Below are 17,847 nucleotides of genomic sequence, written 5' to 3'. Positions count from 1 at the left end.
CTTCTTTCGTTATAGTTCAATTCACGATTAAAGTTATGTTAATTCCATCAAAGTTAATTTGTTCTTATCGCCTGCAAAACAGTATTCAACGGGATCGTTTAACCCGCTTGCTGGACAAGGCGCATCTTTATCCGCTGGTGCTGATTCATGCGCCGGCAGGCTATGGCAAAACCACCTTAATTTCCCAATGGGTCGCCGGGCAGAAAAATGTCGGTTGGTATTCTTTGGATGACAGCGACAATGAGGCAGAGCGTTTCGCCACCTATTTCAGCGCGGCGTTGCATCGTGCTATCGGCATGAAACCGCCGATGACGGAAGAAGGCTTTAATCAGGCGAATTTACTTTCTTCGTTAAATCAGTTGCTGATGAAGGTCTTGGATTTCAAGGAACATTTCTATTTGATTATCGATGACTACCACTTGATCGATAATGACGAAATTCATGACGCATTAAAGTATTGGATTCGCCATCAGCCGGAAAACATGACGCTGATTCTCATTTCCCGCGCCGTACCGCCGTTTGGCATTGCCGGCTTGCGGGTGCAGGAACAATTGCTGGAAATTGATATGCATCAGCTTTCTTTTAATCATCAGGAATCCCTCGCCTTTTTCCAATCCCGTTTAGGAAATGGACTGCCGGAACAGGAAATCATTGCGTTATGTAACGAAGTGGAAGGCTGGCCGACCGCACTTCAGCTGATTAGCTTATCTGCCAAACAGGCAATGGATAAATCCGGTGGCGTGTTGCCGTTGCAGGAAATGGAAAAACGGCTGGCAAAATTAAATAATTTCCACATTAACGAATATCTAAGCGATGAAGTGCTGAATCATGTAGATAACGAAACCCGCACCTTCGTGTTGCAATGTTCCATTTTGCGTTCTATGAATGAAAATCTGGTGAAAGAGGTTACCGGTTTAAGCAATAGCCGTCGCAAACTGGAGGAACTGGAAAAGCAGGGCTTGTTTATTCAGCAAATGGATTCCGACGACAACTGGTGGCGTTTTCACCCGCTGTTTGCTTCTTTCCTGGCGCATTGTTGCGAACTGGAATTAACGGAACAACTGGAAGAATTGCACCGCCGCGCCGCCCAAGCCTGGTTAAAACTGGGCTATTTTACCGAAGCGCTCTATCACGCCATGCAATTAAGCGATGTGTCCACATTATTGGTGATTTTACAACAGCACGCTTGGTATTTGTTTCATCAAGGTGAATTGAAGTTACTGGAAGAAAGTTTGAATCGCGTTGATTATGCAGTATTGATTCAACACCCGAATTTGGTATTACTGAAGGCGTGGTTGGTACAAAGTCAACACCGTCATGTAGAAGTGTCCGGTATTTTTGCTCATTTTCAGGATGCCTTGGCTGAACATAACGTACAAATGAGCAAAGAAAATCAGGCAGAATTTGACGTGCTGAAAGCACAGGTGGCGATTAACAGCGGAGATGAGAATACTGCCTTCTCTTTGGCTTCTAAAGCGCTAGCCGATTTATCAGAGAATTATTATTATGCACGTATTGTGGCAACTTCCATTATCGGCGAAGCTTACCATTGTTACGGCAACCTTAACGAAGCGTTAATTATGTTGCAAGGTGCGGAAAAAATGGCACGTCAACATCACGCTTATCACAATATTTTGTGGTCGCTGTTGCAACAATCGGAAATTCTCATGGCGCAAGGTTTCCTGCAAGCTGCTTACGATATGCTGGACAAAGCCGGTTTATTCGTGAAAGAAAATCATCTGCAAAAAGTGCCGATGTACGAGTTTTTACTCCGACTGAAAGGGCGTATTCTGTGGGAGTGGTACAATCTGGATAAAGCGGAAGCCATGGCAAATGCGGGTATCGCCGTGCTGAATGAACCGAAAGATAAATTACAGTGCATTGCTTTGTTGAGCAAAATTTCCCTAGTGCGCGGCGACTTGGACAATGCCACCCGTTTATTGCGGGAAGCGGAGCAGTTGCAAAATGCCTATAACCATCATCATGACTGGCTGGCAAATGTGGATCAGGTGAAATTATTTTTATGGCAAATGACTAATGACGAAGAAGCAGCACACAATTGGCTGATTCAAAATCAGCCGCCGGCAACTGATCGTAATCATTTTACTCAGGTTCAATGGCGCAATATCGTGCGTGCGCAAATGTTGGTGGGGCAGTTTGAAGAAGCCAAACAGATTCTGGATAAACTCATCGCCACAGCGGAAGAATATCATCTCACCAGCGATTTAAACCGTGCCTTGATATTGCGTAACCGTTGGTATTTCCTGCAAAACGAAAAACATTTGGCGCAAAAGGATTTAATCGAGGCGTTGCGTTTGGCGCGTCAAACCAATTTCATCAGTGCCTTTGTGATTGAAGGGGAAATGATGGCACAACAAATTCGTCATTTGCTGCAATTAAACGTATTGGACGAACTTGCTTTGCATAAAGCGCAATTTATTTTGCGAAACATTAATCAATATTACCGTCATAAATTCGCCCATTTCGATGAACAGTTCGTCGCCAAGTTGCTTGCCAATCCGCAAGTGCCCGAGTTGCTCAAAATCAGCCCGCTCACGCAACGGGAGTGGCAGGTACTGGGGCTGATTTATTCCGGTTACAGCAATGAACAAATTTCCGACGAACTGCAAGTGGCAACCACCACTATCAAAACCCACATCCGTAATCTCTACCAAAAAATCGGCGTGGCAAACCGTAGTGAAGCCATTTCTTATACGAAAGATTTGTTGAAGCTGATGGGGTATATATAGTTAGAAGGAAAGTGCGGTGGCTTTAAAAAACTTAATGACATAGCAGACAAACAAAGTTGTTTTTATCAATTTTTGCTCATAAATTCAAAGAAGTGGGTGAACCCCATACCAGTATTATCAGGCTTTAACTCACTTTTTATAACCTATTGAGCTTATTTCTTTCTTGCCAACATTGTCACAAATTTCATTTTAATTCGATTGCCGTTTTCATCGGTTTTGTGCAATTCGCCCATGTCTTCGTTGTACTCAAGAAATTCCCAGTCTTTGTAGTATTGTTTTAATTCTCCTTCGGCGAAGGTGAAAGAAAACGGCAGTGGACAAGGGACTTCCGCTGTAGACATGGCGGCAACGATTAAATTATAACCACTCGGGTTGGTGCGGTCTTGTATATTTTCGATAATTGCCGGCATGCGGTCGCGATCCAGGAACATGAAGACCACCGTGGAAACGATGAAATCATAGTTTTCTTGAATATTGGCATCGTTGATGTTGTAAAGTGCGGTCTGAATATTCAGATTTTCTTTTTCTTTGATCTCATTTAAAAACATGAGACTGCTTTCATTGTGATCCCAAGAGGTCACATCATAACCGAGCAAACTTAAATAAAGGGAATTACGTCCTTGTCCGCAGCCTAAATCCAACACCTTGCACGGTTTGATGATTTTGGCAGCATCCACCACATCGCCGTGGGTGGCAGTCATGTTGTATTTTTTGCTGAAATAGTCTTCTTTTGTACAATAGAATTCAAGGAAACATTCTAAATCGTCTGATAGCGCTTCGACACGGTGCCAAAGTTGTGGTTCCACAAAAGGCGTTTCATATTGTGGGGTGAAAATATGCTCGCTGAGCACATCGCCGTCTTTGGTCAGTACATAAAATTTTAATTTTCCTTTTAAGACAGTGATTTTTCCCCAAGTGCCGGTTTTGGTGTTGTGTTTTTCCCGAAACATTTTGGGCAATGTGTGTTTAGTCCAAACAGGCATTTTTTTATAAGAAATCAGCTCGCTTTGCATTTTCTTCTCCAACATAAAATAGTTGAGTGTAATAGTAGGTTAATTTGCTTTGCTATGCAATATTTTATGCGCATTATGTGACGGGTAAATAAAATCGATAAAGTGCGGTCATTTTTTTGATTACTTTAGCAAATTATACCAATTTGTGATTATTTAAAAATGAACGGCAAATAGGATATTTTCTGGCTTAGCGTGAAAAACCGCTATCATTTTTTCAAAAAATCTAATAAGATTCGTATTATTTGTTAAAAATTTGTAATGTCTGTTTTTTTGTACAGAAATTGTATAAGAATTTTTGACAGATTAAACATATTTTAGTTATCAATTCGTTGTTTAATTTCTACAAAAGTAGGTTAAACGTACTTCTAACTTAACAAAGATAAGGAAAAAGCTATGTTAGAATTGTTAAAAAATGACGTAGATCCGATCGAAACTAACGATTGGTTGGCAGCAATTGATTCGTTAATTCGTGAAGAAGGTGTTGAGCGTGCGCAGTTCATTATTGATCAAGTGATGCAGCAAGCTCGTATTGGCGGCGTTTCTTTGCCGACAGGGATTACTACAGATTACGTGAATACGATCTCGGTTTCTGAACAGCCCGAGTATCCGGGAAATTTAGACATTGAGCGTCGTATTCGTTCTTATGTCCGCTGGAATGCTGTGATGATGGTGTTGCGCGGTCAGAAAAAAGACCTTGATTTAGGCGGTCACTTATCTACTTTCCAATCTGCTGCAACGGTTTATGAAGTTTGTTTTAATCATTTCTTCAAAGCCGCAACCGAGAAAAATGGCGGCGATTTGGTTTTCTTCCAAGGTCACGCTGCACCGGGTATGTATGCGCGCGCATTCCTAGAAGGTCGTTTGACCGAAGACCAATTAGACAATTTCCGTCAAGAAGTGCACGGCAAAGGTTTGTCTTCTTATCCGCATCCGAAATTAATGCCTGATTTTTGGCAATTCTCAACAGTATCTATGGGTTTAGGTCCGGTCAATGCGATTTATCAAGCCCGTTTCTTAAAATACTTGGAAAATCGCGGTTTGAAAGATACGGCTGATCAAAAAGTGTATGCTTTCCTGGGCGATGGCGAAATGGATGAAATTGAATCTAAAGGTGCATTGACATTTGCCGCCCGTGAGCATTTGGATAACTTAATTTTTGTGATTTCCTGTAACTTACAACGCTTAGACGGACCGGTAAACGGTAACGGTAAAATCGTTCAAGAATTAGAAGGTTTATTCGTCGGCGCAGGTTGGGAAGTGATTAAAGTCATGTGGGGTAGCGGTTGGGATAAATTATTCGCCAAAGACACCACTGGTAAATTAACCCAATTAATGATGGAAGTGGTTGACGGGGACTACCTGACTTTCAAATCAAAAGATGGTGCCTATGTGCGCGAGCATTTCTTCGGTCGTTACCCTGAAACTGCCGCTTTAGTTGCCGACATGACAGATGATGAAATCTGGGCGTTAAGACGCGGTGGTCATGATTCGAAGAAAGTTTTTGCCGCATTCAAGAAAGCGCAAACAGCGGGCAAACCGGTGGTGATTTTAGTGCATTCCGTGAAAGGGTATAAAATTTCCGAAGCAGAAAGTAAAAACACTGCGCACCAATCCAAAAAAATGTCTATGGATAGCCTTAAAGCCTACCGTGATTACTTCCATATTCCGGTGAAAGACGAAGATTTGGAAAAACTGCCTTACATGACCTTCCCTGAAGGTTCGGACGAGTACAATTACTTGCACCAACACCGTAAAGCATTACAAGGATATTTACCGGCGCGTCAACCGAAATTTGACGTTGAATTTAAGGTGCCTGAGCTTAGCGAATTCGCACCGTTGTTAGGCGCACAACCACGTCCGATTTCAACTACAATGGCATTCGTCCGTTTCCTAAATACCTTATTGAAAGACAAAAATATCGGTAAAAACATTGTTCCGATCGTCGCGGATGAAGCCCGTACTTTCGGTATGGAAGGCTTGTTCCGTCAAGTAGGTATTTATAACCCGCACGGTCAAAACTATGTTCCTTCAGATCGCGACCTCGTGGCGTACTATCGTGAAGCGAAAGACGGTCAGGTATTGCAAGAAGGTATCAACGAATTAGGCGCGACATCTTCCTGGTTGGCTGCGGCAACCTCTTATTCCATCAGTAATGTGCCGATGATTCCGTTCTTTATTTATTACTCTATGTTCGGCTTCCAACGTGTGGGCGACTTATTGTGGGCAGCGGGCGACCAATTGGCGCGCGGCTTCATGATCGGCGGTACATCAGGCCGTACGACATTAAACGGTGAAGGTTTACAACACGAAGACGGTCACAGCCATATTCAATCCTTAATCATTCCGAACTGCGTGTCTTATGATCCGGCATTCGCTTATGAAGTGGCGGTAATAATGCAGGATGGTATCCACCGTATGTACGGCGAAAAACAAGAAGATGTGTTCTATTACATCACCACCTTAAACGAAATTTATGACCAACCGGCAATGCCTGCCGGTGCGGAAGAGGGTATTCGTAAAGGTCTGTATAAATTTGAAAGCGTTGAAGGCAAAGGTAAAGGCGCGGTGCAATTATTAGGTTCCGGCGCGATTTTACGTCATGTTCGCGAAGCGGCTCAAATCTTAGCGAAAGATTACGGCGTCAGTTCTGATGTTTATAGCGCGCCGTCTTTCACTGAAGCGGCTCGCGAAGGTGCCGACGCGGTACGTTGGAATATGTTACACCCAACCGAAACGCCACGTGTGCCATACGTTGCGCAAGTGATGAACGACAAACCGGCAGTGGCGGCAACGGACTACATGAAACTGTTCGCCGAGCAAATTCGCGCCTATGTGCCGTCTAAACACTACCATGTGTTAGGTACCGACGGTTTCGGTCGTTCCGATAGCCGTGAAAACTTACGCGATCACTTTGAAGTCGATGCGCACCACGTCGTTGTTGCGGCATTAAACGTGTTGGCGCAAGAAGGTTCGGTTGATAAGAAAGTTGTTGTCGAAGCAATCGCTAAATACGGTATCGATCCTGAAAGATTGAACCCGCTATACGCATAAAAATACACGAAAAAACCACCGCACTTTAGTGCTCGGCATGAAAAGTGCGGTCGGTTTTAAAAACATTTTTAAAGGTAAAAAAGAAATGGCTAAACAAATTCAAATCCCGGATATCGGTAGTGATGAAGTTACCGTAACCGAAGTGATGGTAAACGTTGGAGATAGCGTCACCGCGGATCAATCCATTATTAATGTTGAAGGTGATAAAGCTTCTATGGAAGTACCGGCACCGGAAGCGGGCGTGGTAAAAGAAATTTTAGTAAAAGTGGGCGACAAAGTGACTACCGGCACGCCGATGTTGGTGTTAGATAGTGCCGATGCCGCATCGGCTCAAGCGCCTCAAGCTGAGGCACCTGCACCGCAAGCCGCGCCTGCTGCCGCACAAGTGGTGGATGTTAATGTACCTGACATCGGCGGTGACGAAGTGAACGTGACCGATGTGATGGTGAAAGTGGGTGATCGTGTTGAAGTGGATCAATCGATTATTAATGTTGAAGGTGATAAGGCTTCTATGGAAGTACCGGCACCGGTGGCGGGTATCGTTAAAGAAATTATTATCAAAGCCGGCGATAAAGTGTCCACAGGCACTTTAATCATGCGTTTTGAAACAGCGGGCAGTGCGCCTGCAGCTGCTCCGGTAGCTTCTTCGCCTGCTGCAGCGCCGGCACCGACTGAGCAAGCAGTACCACAAGCTGTGCCTGCACCGACAGCACAGGCTTCCGCGCCGGCAGCCGCATCTTCTTCCCAAGCGGATGTTGAAAGTGCGAAAAGCTATGCGCACGCCACACCGGTGATTCGTCGTTTAGCGCGCGAATTCGGTGTGAACCTGGATAAAGTGAAAGGCACAGGTCGTAAGGGTCGTATTTTAAAAGAAGATATTCAAGCCTATGTGAAAGCCGCCGTGAAAGCTTTGGAAAGCGGTGCTGCGGCAACAGGCGCTGCAAATGGTGCCGGTTTAGGCTTGTTACCGTGGCCGAAAGTGGATTTCAGCAAATTCGGCGAAATCGAAGAAGTGGAATTAAGTCGTATCAACAAGATTTCCGGTGCGAACTTACATCGTAACTGGGTCATGATTCCGCATGTTACCCATTTCGATAAAGCGGACATCACCGAGTTGGAAGCATTCCGTAAAGAGCAAAACGTCTTGTCTGAAAAACAAAAACTGGGCGTGAAAATCACCCCTGTGGTCTTCATTATGAAAGCCGTTGCCAAAGCGTTGGAAGCCTTCCCGCGTTTCAACAGTTCCATTACCGAAGATGCACAACATTTGATCCTGAAAAAATACATCAATGTGGGCGTGGCGGTAGATACGCCGAACGGTTTAGTTGTACCGGTCTTTAAAGATGTCAACAAAAAAGGCATTATCGAGCTTTCCCGTAAATTGATGGAAGTGTCCAAAAAAGCCCGTGACGGTAAATTAACCGCAGCGGATATGCAAGGCGGTTGTTTCACCATTTCCAGCCTTGGCGGCATTGGTACAACACATTTTGCACCAATCGTGAATGCACCTGAAGTGGCGATTTTGGGTGTCTCCAAATCCGCTATGGAACCGGTTTGGAACGGTAAAGAATTTGCGCCGCGCTTGATTCTGCCGATTTCCTTATCTTTTGACCACCGTGTTATTGACGGTGCGGACGGTGCACGCTTCATCAGCTACATCGGTTCCGTATTAGCCGACTTACGTCGTTTAATTATGTAATTTGCTACGCCTCTCGCATTGAGGGGCGTTGTTGCATTGACACTGATCGCCGAAAAGTGCGGTCAGAAATTTCAACGTTTTTACGAGGTAAAAATGAGTAAAGAAATTAAAACCCAAGTGGTTGTACTTGGTGCAGGCCCTGCCGGTTATTCCGCCGCCTTCCGTTGTGCCGACTTAGGCTTAGAAACCGTCATTGTAGAACGTTATTCCACCCTTGGCGGTGTGTGCTTAAACGTCGGTTGTATTCCGTCTAAAGCCTTATTGCACGTTGCGAAAATTATTGAAGAAGCAAGACACGTTGAACATCACGGTGTGGTATTTGCCGAGCCAACAATCGATTTAGACAAAATCCGTGCCGGTAAAGAAGGCGTGGTTTCCCGTTTAACCGGCGGTTTGGCGAACATGGCGAAAATGCGTAAAGTGCAAGTGGTGCAAGGCGAAGCCAAATTTGCCGATTCCCACACTTTAGCGGTGACCGATAAAGATGGTAACGTCACCAGCGTGAAATTCGACAACGCTATTATTGCGGCGGGTTCACGTCCGATTGAACTTCCGTTCATTCCTCATCACGATCCACGTGTTTGGGATTCCACCGATGCCCTTGCTTTGCGTGAAGTGCCGAAAGATTTGTTAATCATGGGTGGCGGTATCATCGGTTTGGAAATGGGTACTGTATATGAAGCCTTGGGTTCAAAAGTTGACGTGGTAGAAATGTTCGACCAAGTAATTCCGGCGGCGGACAAAGACATCGTGAAAATCTTCACCAAACGTATCGAGAAAAAATTCAACTTAATGCTTGAAACCAAAGTGACTGCAGTAGAAGCCAAACAAGACGGTATTTACGTTTCTATGGAAGGCAAAGCGGGCAATATCACTAACCGTTATGATGCGGTGTTGGTGGCGATTGGTCGTACCCCGAATGGCAAATTAATCGACGCGGAAAAAGCTGGCGTAAACGTTGATGAACGCGGCTTTATCCGTACTGACAAACAAATGCGTACCAACGTTTCCCACATCTTCGCCATCGGCGACATCGTAGGTCAACCGATGTTGGCACACAAAGGGGTACACGAAGGTCACGTTGCTGCTGAAGTGATTGCGGGCAAAAAACACTATTTCGACCCGAAAGTGATCCCGTCCATCGCTTACACCGAACCGGAAGTGGCGTGGGTAGGTAAAACCGAGAAAGAATGTAAAGCCGAAGGGTTGAACTACGAAGTTGCCAACTTCCCGTGGGCGGCTTCCGGTCGTGCAATTGCTTCCGACTGCGCCGACGGTATGACTAAACTGATTTTCGATAAAGACACGCATCGCGTACTTGGCGGCGCCATTGTCGGTACCAATGCCGGTGAATTGTTAGGCGAAATCGGTCTTGCCATCGAAATGGGTTGTGACGCGGAAGACATCGCATTGACTATCCACGCCCACCCAACCTTACACGAATCCGTTGGTCTTGCTGCCGAAGTATTTGAGGGGTCGGTCACCGACTTGCCGAATCCAAAAGCGAAGAAAAAATAATTTGCTTAATTGAAAATAAAAGCCTTTCCGTTTGGGAAGGCTTTTATTGTAAGTATAATTCAGTTAACCGATGAAAATCACTTTATCAAACAAATAAAGTGTGGTCGGAATTGAGTGCAAAATCTGCAGCTTGTTTGGTGCGATTGGTAATGGTCAGCTGTGAATAGGTTAACGGGTGATTTATCTCAATGCTTGGGTTTACCACGTGGGGCAACGTTTGATTAAATCGTCATGCTAGGTAACGACCTGTTGTGCGTAGTTCTCAATACGTTTAGAGTCACTAATTATGGGGTATTTCTATATGATAAGAATAAATCCCTTATGAAAATAAGGGGATATAAAACGCCAATAAAAATGACCGCACTTTTGGAACAGGGGCGAAAAAGAAAACAACCCCGAAGGGCTGTATTGTGCGTGAATAAAAACGATTTAGAAATAACTGATCAACTCACTGCAATTAACGGCTTTTTTCTCCCGTTCCGGTTTTTCTTCGGCGGAACCGATCATGACGAAACCGATAATTTTGTCCTGTGCCGAACAATGGAAAGCTTCACGCAATGTGGCACCGTCCAGCCACGGACCGCTGATCCAAACATTTTTAAAGCCTAAGGCGTTGGAGGCCAGTTGAATGGCGTAAGTGGCGCAACCTGCGCAAAGTAACTGCTCCCATTCCGGCACTTTTTTAATGCTTGTATCCAACTTCGCCACCACGCCGATAATCATTGGTGCGCGGGTAGCTAGATTTTCCGCTTTTTTCAAGCGTTCTTCGCCAAGGTCGAATTCCTGCACGGCATCTTTTAGTAACTCGCTGAAGTTATTCATTTTGGCTTGTTCAATGACGATAAAACGATAAGGTTGCAATTTGCCGTGATCCGGTGCGCGTAATGCTGCCTGAAAGATCAGATCCAATTGTTGAGGCGTTGGGGCGGGAGCGTTGAGTTTTTTTTCCGAACTGCGTTCGGTGAGTAATTGTAATGCGTCCATTTGCTTTATCCTTTTAATGTGAAAAGTGCGGTGGATTATAACATAGTTTCTTGAATTCAGCGGTTTATTGTACTGGCGGATTGTGGTATTTTAGACGCCGTTTTATTGATTTCCCGAGGTTGTATGAAAGTTATTTTTTCGATTATTAAATTTGCCTGGCGCACATTAAATTTTATTCGTGATTTGGTCATGAATATTGTGTTTCTGGTTTTCGTTTTATTATTGCTGACTGCGCTGCCTTTCGTGGTTGGGCTGGATAAACAAGCTGTGGCGTTAAAAGGCGATCAGGGGGCGTTGTATTTAAACCTGGATGGCTATTTGGCGGACAATCGCGATAATCAAGGTGGCGTAAAAACGCTTTTAAAAGAACTGGATAATCAACATATTCCACAACAATATTCCACTTTTGATGTAGTTTACGCTATTGATTCGGCCGCACTGGACGACAAGGTTCGCGGTTTGGTGCTGGATTTGAATTATTTTCAAGGCGGCGATTTACCTTCGTTGGAATTTGTGGGTGCTTCCATTGAAAACTTCAAGAAAAACGGCAAGCAGGTTATTGCGTATTCCGATAATTACAATCGGGCGCAATATTTTTTGGCCAGCTATGCCGATGAAGTTTATATAAATCCAGTAGGAACAGTATCTATTGATGGCTTGGTGCAGGAAAATCTGTATTACAAAGATCTGCTGGAGAGCTTGGAGGTGAACCCGCACGTTTTCCGCGTCGGTACATACAAATCCGCCGTCGAACCGTTTTTACGCAACGATATGTCTGACGAAGCCAAAACCAATTTGCGTCGTTGGTTGGGTATCATGTGGAACAATTATAAACAGCGTGTGGCGGAGAATCGTAACATCAAAGAAGAGGCTGTTGCACCGAATGCGCACACCTATTTAACCGAATTAAAAGCCTTGCAAGGCGACATGACGGCTTATGTGAAACAACGTAAGTTGATTAACGGCGTGTTGGACCGCTTTAATTTAGATAAAAAACTGACCGCACTTTTCGGTGAGAATGAAGATAAGCAACCGAAAATGGTGGATTACGACACTTACCTGGCTTCCTTGCCGGATCGTATGTCGGGCGACACCAAGAATAAAATTGCCGTAGTGAACGTGGAAGGGGCGATCATTGATGGCGAAACCGATGAAGAAAACGTTGGTGGCGACACTATCGCAAACTTGTTACGCAAGGCTTATGATGATAAGGACGTGAAAGCTGTCGTTCTGCGCGTTAACAGCCCGGGCGGTAGTGCCTTTGCATCGGAAATCATTCGTCAGGAGCTCAGTCACTTACAACAAGCAGGCAAACCTGTGGTGGTTTCCATGGGTGGCATGGCGGCTTCCGGCGGGTATTGGATTTCTTCCACCGCTGATTATATTGTGGCGGATAAAAACACCATCACCGGTTCTATCGGCATTTTCGCCGTATTACCGACATTCGAAAAAACCATCAAGAAAATCGGTGTGTCCGCCGACGGGGTGAAAACCTCCGATTTAGCACTGGGATCCGCGTTCTTGCCGTTATCTTCCGAATTAAATGATGTATTACAGCTAGAAATTGAACATGGCTACGACGAATTCCTGACTAAAGTCAGTCAAGGTCGTCACTTAAGCAAAGCGCAAGTGGATAAAATCGCCCAAGGTCAGGTTTGGCTGGGTTCCGAAGCGATTGAACATAAATTGGTGGATGAGCTGGGCGATTTGAATACTGCTTTAGGCAAAGCCATGGAATTGGTGAACGAAAAACTGGACGAAAATAGCGAAATTCAGGAAGAAGGTTTTTCCGTAGAATGGCTGGATGACGACAGCGGTTCGTTCTTCAAAAAATTCATGCGTGATTTCAAAGCCGATAGTAAAGCATGGGTAACGGGGTTGGTGACTGAAGCCGTCGGTTTACCGAAAGAATTTACGCAGGTGAAACAACTTGGTTTGTTGAACACCTTTAACGATCCGAAAGGGCAGTATTTATATTGCTTAACCTGCGGCAAAGTGCAATAAAAGTGCGGTTGTTTTTTTAAACGTTTTTTAGATGGGATACATGGAACGCTTGGCGGAATTAAGAGAGCAGATTGATTCATTGGATCATGAACTGTTGCAACTGCTGGCGAAACGGCAACAGGTGGTGCACAAAGTGGGGGAAGTGAAACAGCAACACGGGTTGCCCATTTATGCACCACAGCGTGAGGCGGAAATGTTGCAACGCAAGCGTGAGGCCGCCGAGCAAATGGGGTTATCTCCTAATCTGATTGAAGATGTGCTGCGCCGCATTATGCGTGAATCCTATGTCAGCGAAAATCAATTCGGCTTTAAAACCGTTAATCCGCAAATTCGGAAAATCGTCATTGTGGGCGGACGAGGCAAACTCGGCGGCTTGTTTTGTCGCTATTTGCAAGGTTCCGGCTATCAGGTGGAATGTTTGGAACAAGAAGATTGGGCGCGTGCCGAGCAAATTTTGCAGCATGCCGATGTGGTGATTGTGTCCGTGCCGATTGCCAACACGTTGGCAGTGATCGAACGGCTTAAACCTTATTTGACGGAAAATATGCTGCTGGTGGATTTCACTTCCGTGAAACGCACGCCTTTAGAGAAAATGCTGGAAGTGCATCAAGGTGCGGTGGTCGGTTTACACCCCATGTTCGGACCTGATGTGGTAAGCATGGCGAAGCAGGTCGTGGTGTGCTGCGACGGACGTTTTAGCGAGCGTTACCAATGGTTGTTGCAACAAATCCAAATCTGGGGCGCGAAAATTTATCAGGTTGATGCCGCCGAACATGATCATCACATGACTTATATTCAGGCGTTGCGCCATTTTTCCACCTTTGTTTATGGCTTGTATTTGTCACAACAGCCGGTGGATCTGGAAAAATTATTAGCGCTTTCTTCACCGATTTATCGTCTGGAACTGGCCATGGTCGGGCGTTTATTTGCGCAAGATGCGGCATTGTATGCGGACATTATCGCCCACAAGCCGGAAAACCTGGCGGTTATCGAACATTTCAAAAACAGCTACGAAACGGGTCTCGCCTTTTTCAAACACCATGATCGGCAAGGCTTTATTGAACAATTTAATCAGATTCGTGACTGGTTCGGTGGTTATTCCGAGCAATTTTTACAGGAAAGCCGCCAGTTACTTCAGCAAGCCAATGACTCTCGAAATGTTTAGGAAACCTGAAAAAGTTATCTGACGCGAAATGAAGTGTGTATAATAACGCGTCTATTTACTCGAGAGTAAGCCAATGAGTCAATTTTTTTATATTCATCCGGAAAACCCGCAAGTTCGCCTGATTAATCAAGCGGTCGAAATTTTACGCAACGGCGGGGTGATTGTGTATCCCACCGATTCCGGCTACGCCTTGGGGTGCATGATTGGCGATAAGCACGCAATGGACAGAATCGTGCACATTCGTCAATTACCCGAGGGACACAATTTTACGCTAGTGTGTAGCGATTTGTCGGAATTATCCACCTATTCTTTGGTAACTAATTCCGCTTACCGTTTGATTAAAAATAACACGCCGGGGCGTTACACATTTATTTTAACGGCAACCAAAGAATTGCCGCGTCGCTTAATGACGTCCAAGCGCAAAACCATCGGCATTCGCGTGCCGGATAACCAAATTGCGTTGGATTTACTAAAAGCCCTTGGTGAACCGATTTTATCCTGCTCGTTGATGCTACCGAATGAAGAGCATTTGACGCAATCGGATCCGGAAGAGATCCGTGATCGTTTGGAACATCAGGTGGATTTAATTATTCACGGCGGTTATTTGGGACAAGAACCGACAACGGTGGTGGATTTAACCGGAGACACTCCGGTGATCTTGCGTGAAGGCAGCGGCGCGGTTATGCCATTTATTTAGATTAGATACTTAGTTAAATTAACACAGACGCTTGGGAAAGCGACACGAGGATTTATGAAACCCACAACAAAACGCACTCAAAATCGACCGCACTTTTCGTCGAACAAAGATAAAAATGCGACGGCGAAGCCGCGTCCGATCAGCAGCGCAAGCAAAACCTCCGCGGCAGAAGGCGAAAAATTACAAAAAGTGTTAGCCCGTGCAGGACAAGGTTCGCGCCGTGAAATCGAAGCTATTATTGCGGAAAACCGGGTCAGTGTGGATGGTAAAATTGCCACTTTAGGCGATCGGATTAATGTGTATGCCGGCGTGAAATTGCGTATCGACGGACATCTGATTAATTTAACCCAAGCGCAGAAGGAAGTGTGCCGTGTGGTGATGTATTACAAAGCGGAGGGTGAGCTATGCACCCGCCACGATCCGGAAGGGCGCGCCACCGTCTTTGATCGCCTGCCGCGTTTAACCGGCGCCCGCTGGATTGCTGTAGGGCGTTTGGATATTAATACCTCCGGTTTATTGTTATTTACGACAGATGGCGAATTAGCCAACCGCTTAATGCACCCGAGCCGTGAAGTGGAGCGCGAATATTCCGTGCGTGTGTTCGGGCAAGTGGATGATGCCATGTTGAACCGTTTGAAAAAAGGCGTGCAACTGGAAGACGGTCCGGCAAATTTCAAAGAAATTAAAGTCGTTGGCGGCGTAGGCATGAACCAATGGTTTGACGTGACCTTAATGGAAGGGCGCAACCGTGAAGTGCGTCGTTTATGGGAATCGCAAGGCATTCAGGTCAGTCGTTTGATTCGCATTCGTTACGGCAACATTAAACTGATGAAAACTTTGCCGCGCGGTGGCTGGCAGGAAATGGAACTGGCGGATGTGAATTATTTGCGTGAACTTGTCGGCTTACCGCCGGAAACGGAAACCAAATTGGGTGCCAATAAAACCCGTCATAAACCGAAATTCGGTCAAATCCGTAAAGCGGTAAAACGTTACTCAGAATTAAATAAACGTTATAAAAATAGCAAGAATAGCTATAGATAAAAGAGGCAGTTATGAAATTTCAGCAACTTAGTTACGTGGTTGAGATTGTGAACCAAAATTATAATGTCACGGAAGCTGCACATGCGTTATACACCTCCCAACCGGGAATTAGTAAGCAGGTTCGTTTATTGGAAAATGAGCTTGGTTTGGAGATTTTTGATCGTCACGGTAAACATATTAAAGGGCTTACGCCCGCCGGTAAAAAAATCGTGGGTATTTCCCGGGAATTAATGGTGAAAATGCAAGCGATTCGTTCCGTGTCCGACGAATATACTAAACCGGATCACGGTGTGTTGCGCATTGCCACCACAAACACCCAGGCACGTTATATGTTGCCTCATGTGGTAGAACGTTTTGCCAAACGTTATCCTGATGTGAGTTTACACATTCATCAGGGTTCTCCAATGCAGATTTATGATGTGCTATTGTCCGGTGAAGTGGACTTGGCAATTACCACGGAAGCTCAATATTTATTTGATGGCGTGGTGTTGCTGCCATGTTATATGTGGAATCGCTCGGTCATTGTGAAGTCAGATCATCCGTTAGCCAAATGTGAGCTACTGACTATCGAAGAATTAGGCAAATATCCTTTAATTACTTATACTTTCGGCTTTACCGGCGTTTCCGATTTGGATTATGCCTTTAATGGTGCCGGTATCCTGCCGAATATTGTATTTACCGCTACCGATGCGGATGTTATCAAAACCTATGTCCGTTTAGGCTTAGGTGTGGGCATTATGGCGTCCATGGCGCATACGCCGGCGGATGTTGATTTGGTGGCACTTAAAGCGGATCATTTATTCCGCGCCAGCATGACGCAAATCGCCTTTAAACACGGCGCTTTCCTGCGTAATTATATGTATGATTTTATCAACTATTTTTCACCGCACTTAACCCGTGAAAACGTGGAACGGGCAGAGCGTATGCACGACAATAATGCGGTGAAAAGATTATTTGATGACGTCAGATTGCAAACTTTGTAATTGAAAAGTTGGCTTTTCGCACATTGAATTTGCAACGACGAACACCCGACCCCCCTTTTTACTAACATTGATATAGGAAGCAAAATGTCAAATTTACAACAACTTATTGAAAACGCTTTTGAAAAACGCACTGAAATTACACCAAAAACCATTGACGTACAAACCCGTGCGGCGGTTGAAGAGGTGATTGAAGGCTTGGACAGCGGCAAGTATCGTGTTGCCGAAAAAATCGACGGCGAATGGGTGACTCACCAATGGTTGAAAAAAGCGGTCTTGTTATCTTTCCGTATTAACGACAATCAACTTGTTGACGGTGCAGAAACCAAATACTACGACAAAGTCCCATTGAAATTTGCCGATTACACCGAAGAACGTTTCCAACAAGAAGGCTTCCGTGTAGTGCCGTCTGCTACCGTACGTAAAGGCGCATATATTGCTAAAAACTGCGTGTTAATGCCGTCTTATGTGAATATCGGCGCTCACGTGGGCGAAGGCACCATGGTAGATACTTGGGCAACCGTAGGTTCCTGTGCGCAAATCGGTAAAAACGTGCACTTATCCGGCGGCGTGGGTATCGGCGGTGTGTTAGAACCGTTACAAGCCAACCCGACTATTATCGGCGATAACTGTTTCATTGGTGCCCGTTCCGAAGTGGTAGAAGGCGTTATCGTGGAAGACGGCTGCGTGATTTCCATGGGCGTATTCATTGGCCAATCCACCAAAATCTACGATCGTGAAACCGGCGAAGTGTATTATGGCCGCGTACCGGCAGGTTCCGTGGTGGTTTCCGGCAGCCTTCCGAGCAAAGATGGCAGATACAGCCTCTACTGCGCGGTTATCGTGAAAAAAGTAGATGCGAAAACCTTAGGCAAAGTGGGTATCAACGAGTTATTACGTTCTATTGAAGAATAACAATTAAGACCGACCGCACTTGAAAAACAT

12 protein-coding genes are annotated in these 17,847 nt (G+C 45.2%); 10 read left to right on the top strand and 2 right to left on the bottom strand.

What is annotated here, in order from left to right; translation table 11 throughout:
• The first annotated feature begins 35 nt into the window (after positions 1 to 35).
• Complete coding sequence (malT, locus tag A3CS_RS0104015) at positions 36 to 2,750, top strand: HTH-type transcriptional regulator MalT (RefSeq protein ID WP_005546506.1); 2,715 nt, start codon at positions 36 to 38, stop codon at positions 2,748 to 2,750.
• Between the two features lie 152 nt (positions 2,751 to 2,902).
• Here malT and tehB read toward each other — a convergent pair whose 3' ends face one another.
• Entirely contained in the window at positions 2,903 to 3,763 is an 861-nt protein-coding gene (tehB, locus tag A3CS_RS0104010) for an SAM-dependent methyltransferase TehB (RefSeq protein ID WP_019518256.1), read from the bottom strand.
• A gap of 393 nt (positions 3,764 to 4,156) precedes the next feature.
• On the opposite strand from tehB, the gene aceE reads away from it, so the two are divergent.
• The 3 genes from aceE (at position 4,157) to lpdA (ending at position 10,031) form a co-directional block, all read left to right on the top strand.
• Complete coding sequence (aceE, locus tag A3CS_RS0104005) at positions 4,157 to 6,814, top strand: pyruvate dehydrogenase (acetyl-transferring), homodimeric type (protein WP_019518255.1); 2,658 nt, start codon at positions 4,157 to 4,159, stop codon at positions 6,812 to 6,814.
• 85 nt (positions 6,815 to 6,899) lie between these two features.
• Positions 6,900 to 8,513: a pyruvate dehydrogenase complex dihydrolipoyllysine-residue acetyltransferase gene (gene aceF / locus A3CS_RS0104000; RefSeq protein ID WP_005575231.1), complete on the top strand. Its 1,614-nt coding sequence runs from the start codon at positions 6,900 to 6,902 to the stop codon at positions 8,511 to 8,513.
• Between the two features lie 93 nt (positions 8,514 to 8,606).
• Positions 8,607 to 10,031, top strand: coding sequence for a dihydrolipoyl dehydrogenase (lpdA, locus tag A3CS_RS0103995; RefSeq protein WP_026161172.1), 1,425 nt, complete (start codon positions 8,607 to 8,609; stop codon positions 10,029 to 10,031).
• A 429-nt stretch (positions 10,032 to 10,460) separates the two neighbouring features.
• On the opposite strand, the gene A3CS_RS0103990 is transcribed toward lpdA, so the two are convergent.
• A complete protein-coding gene (locus A3CS_RS0103990) occupies positions 10,461 to 11,015 on the bottom strand; it encodes an NAD(P)H nitroreductase (protein ID WP_005588935.1) in 555 nt (184 codons plus the stop codon).
• A gap of 123 nt (positions 11,016 to 11,138) precedes the next feature.
• On the opposite strand from A3CS_RS0103990, the gene sppA reads away from it, so the two are divergent.
• From sppA to dapD, 6 genes are all read left to right on the top strand, one after another.
• Positions 11,139 to 13,019, top strand: coding sequence for a signal peptide peptidase SppA (gene sppA / locus A3CS_RS0103985; RefSeq protein ID WP_019518254.1), 1,881 nt, complete (start codon positions 11,139 to 11,141; stop codon positions 13,017 to 13,019).
• A 40-nt stretch (positions 13,020 to 13,059) separates the two neighbouring features.
• Complete coding sequence (gene tyrA, locus A3CS_RS0103980; protein ID WP_005575234.1) at positions 13,060 to 14,184, top strand: bifunctional chorismate mutase/prephenate dehydrogenase; 1,125 nt, start codon at positions 13,060 to 13,062, stop codon at positions 14,182 to 14,184.
• A 73-nt stretch (positions 14,185 to 14,257) separates the two neighbouring features.
• The gene (locus A3CS_RS0103975; RefSeq protein ID WP_005588933.1) at positions 14,258 to 14,881 is read left to right on the top strand and encodes an L-threonylcarbamoyladenylate synthase; all 624 of its coding nucleotides are present in this window, start codon (positions 14,258 to 14,260) and stop codon (positions 14,879 to 14,881) included.
• 54 nt (positions 14,882 to 14,935) lie between these two features.
• Complete coding sequence (gene rluB, locus A3CS_RS0103970) at positions 14,936 to 15,922, top strand: 23S rRNA pseudouridine(2605) synthase RluB (protein ID WP_005546482.1); 987 nt, start codon at positions 14,936 to 14,938, stop codon at positions 15,920 to 15,922.
• A gap of 11 nt (positions 15,923 to 15,933) precedes the next feature.
• The gene (cysB, locus tag A3CS_RS0103965; RefSeq protein WP_005546480.1) at positions 15,934 to 16,905 is read left to right on the top strand and encodes an HTH-type transcriptional regulator CysB; all 972 of its coding nucleotides are present in this window, start codon (positions 15,934 to 15,936) and stop codon (positions 16,903 to 16,905) included.
• 84 nt (positions 16,906 to 16,989) lie between these two features.
• Positions 16,990 to 17,817 carry a 2,3,4,5-tetrahydropyridine-2,6-dicarboxylate N-succinyltransferase gene (gene dapD, locus A3CS_RS0103960; RefSeq protein ID WP_005546477.1) on the top strand — a complete coding sequence of 276 codons (828 nt, stop codon included), beginning with the start codon at positions 16,990 to 16,992 and terminating at the stop codon, positions 17,815 to 17,817.
• Positions 17,818 to 17,847 lie beyond the last annotated feature (30 nt).

Origin of the sequence: Aggregatibacter actinomycetemcomitans DSM 8324 (genome assembly GCF_000372365.1) — a bacterium.
Classification (GTDB): Bacteria; Pseudomonadota; Gammaproteobacteria; order Enterobacterales; family Pasteurellaceae; genus Aggregatibacter; species Aggregatibacter actinomycetemcomitans.
Note: the sequence above shows the minus strand (reverse complement) of the source record. Positions and strands in the feature narration are given on the sequence as shown.

Excerpts from the sequence above, each read along its gene's own strand:
- rluB (WP_005546482.1), top strand. The coding sequence starts at position 14,936 with ATGAAACCCACAACAAAACGCACTCAAAATCGACCGCACTTTTCGTCG.
- aceE (WP_019518255.1), top strand. The coding sequence starts at position 4,157 with ATGTTAGAATTGTTAAAAAATGACGTAGATCCGATCGAAACTAACGAT.
- A3CS_RS0103975 (WP_005588933.1), top strand. The coding sequence starts at position 14,258 with ATGAGTCAATTTTTTTATATTCATCCGGAAAACCCGCAAGTTCGCCTG.
- aceF (WP_005575231.1), top strand. The coding sequence starts at position 6,900 with ATGGCTAAACAAATTCAAATCCCGGATATCGGTAGTGATGAAGTTACC.
- dapD (WP_005546477.1), top strand. The coding sequence starts at position 16,990 with ATGTCAAATTTACAACAACTTATTGAAAACGCTTTTGAAAAACGCACT.
- tyrA (WP_005575234.1), top strand. The coding sequence starts at position 13,060 with ATGGAACGCTTGGCGGAATTAAGAGAGCAGATTGATTCATTGGATCAT.
- tehB (WP_019518256.1), bottom strand. The coding sequence starts at position 3,763 with ATGCAAAGCGAGCTGATTTCTTATAAAAAAATGCCTGTTTGGACTAAA.
- sppA (WP_019518254.1), top strand. The coding sequence starts at position 11,139 with ATGAAAGTTATTTTTTCGATTATTAAATTTGCCTGGCGCACATTAAAT.
- lpdA (WP_026161172.1), top strand. The coding sequence starts at position 8,607 with ATGAGTAAAGAAATTAAAACCCAAGTGGTTGTACTTGGTGCAGGCCCT.
- A3CS_RS0103990 (WP_005588935.1), bottom strand. The coding sequence starts at position 11,015 with ATGGACGCATTACAATTACTCACCGAACGCAGTTCGGAAAAAAAACTC.
- cysB (WP_005546480.1), top strand. The coding sequence starts at position 15,934 with ATGAAATTTCAGCAACTTAGTTACGTGGTTGAGATTGTGAACCAAAAT.
- malT (WP_005546506.1), top strand. The coding sequence starts at position 36 with ATGTTAATTCCATCAAAGTTAATTTGTTCTTATCGCCTGCAAAACAGT.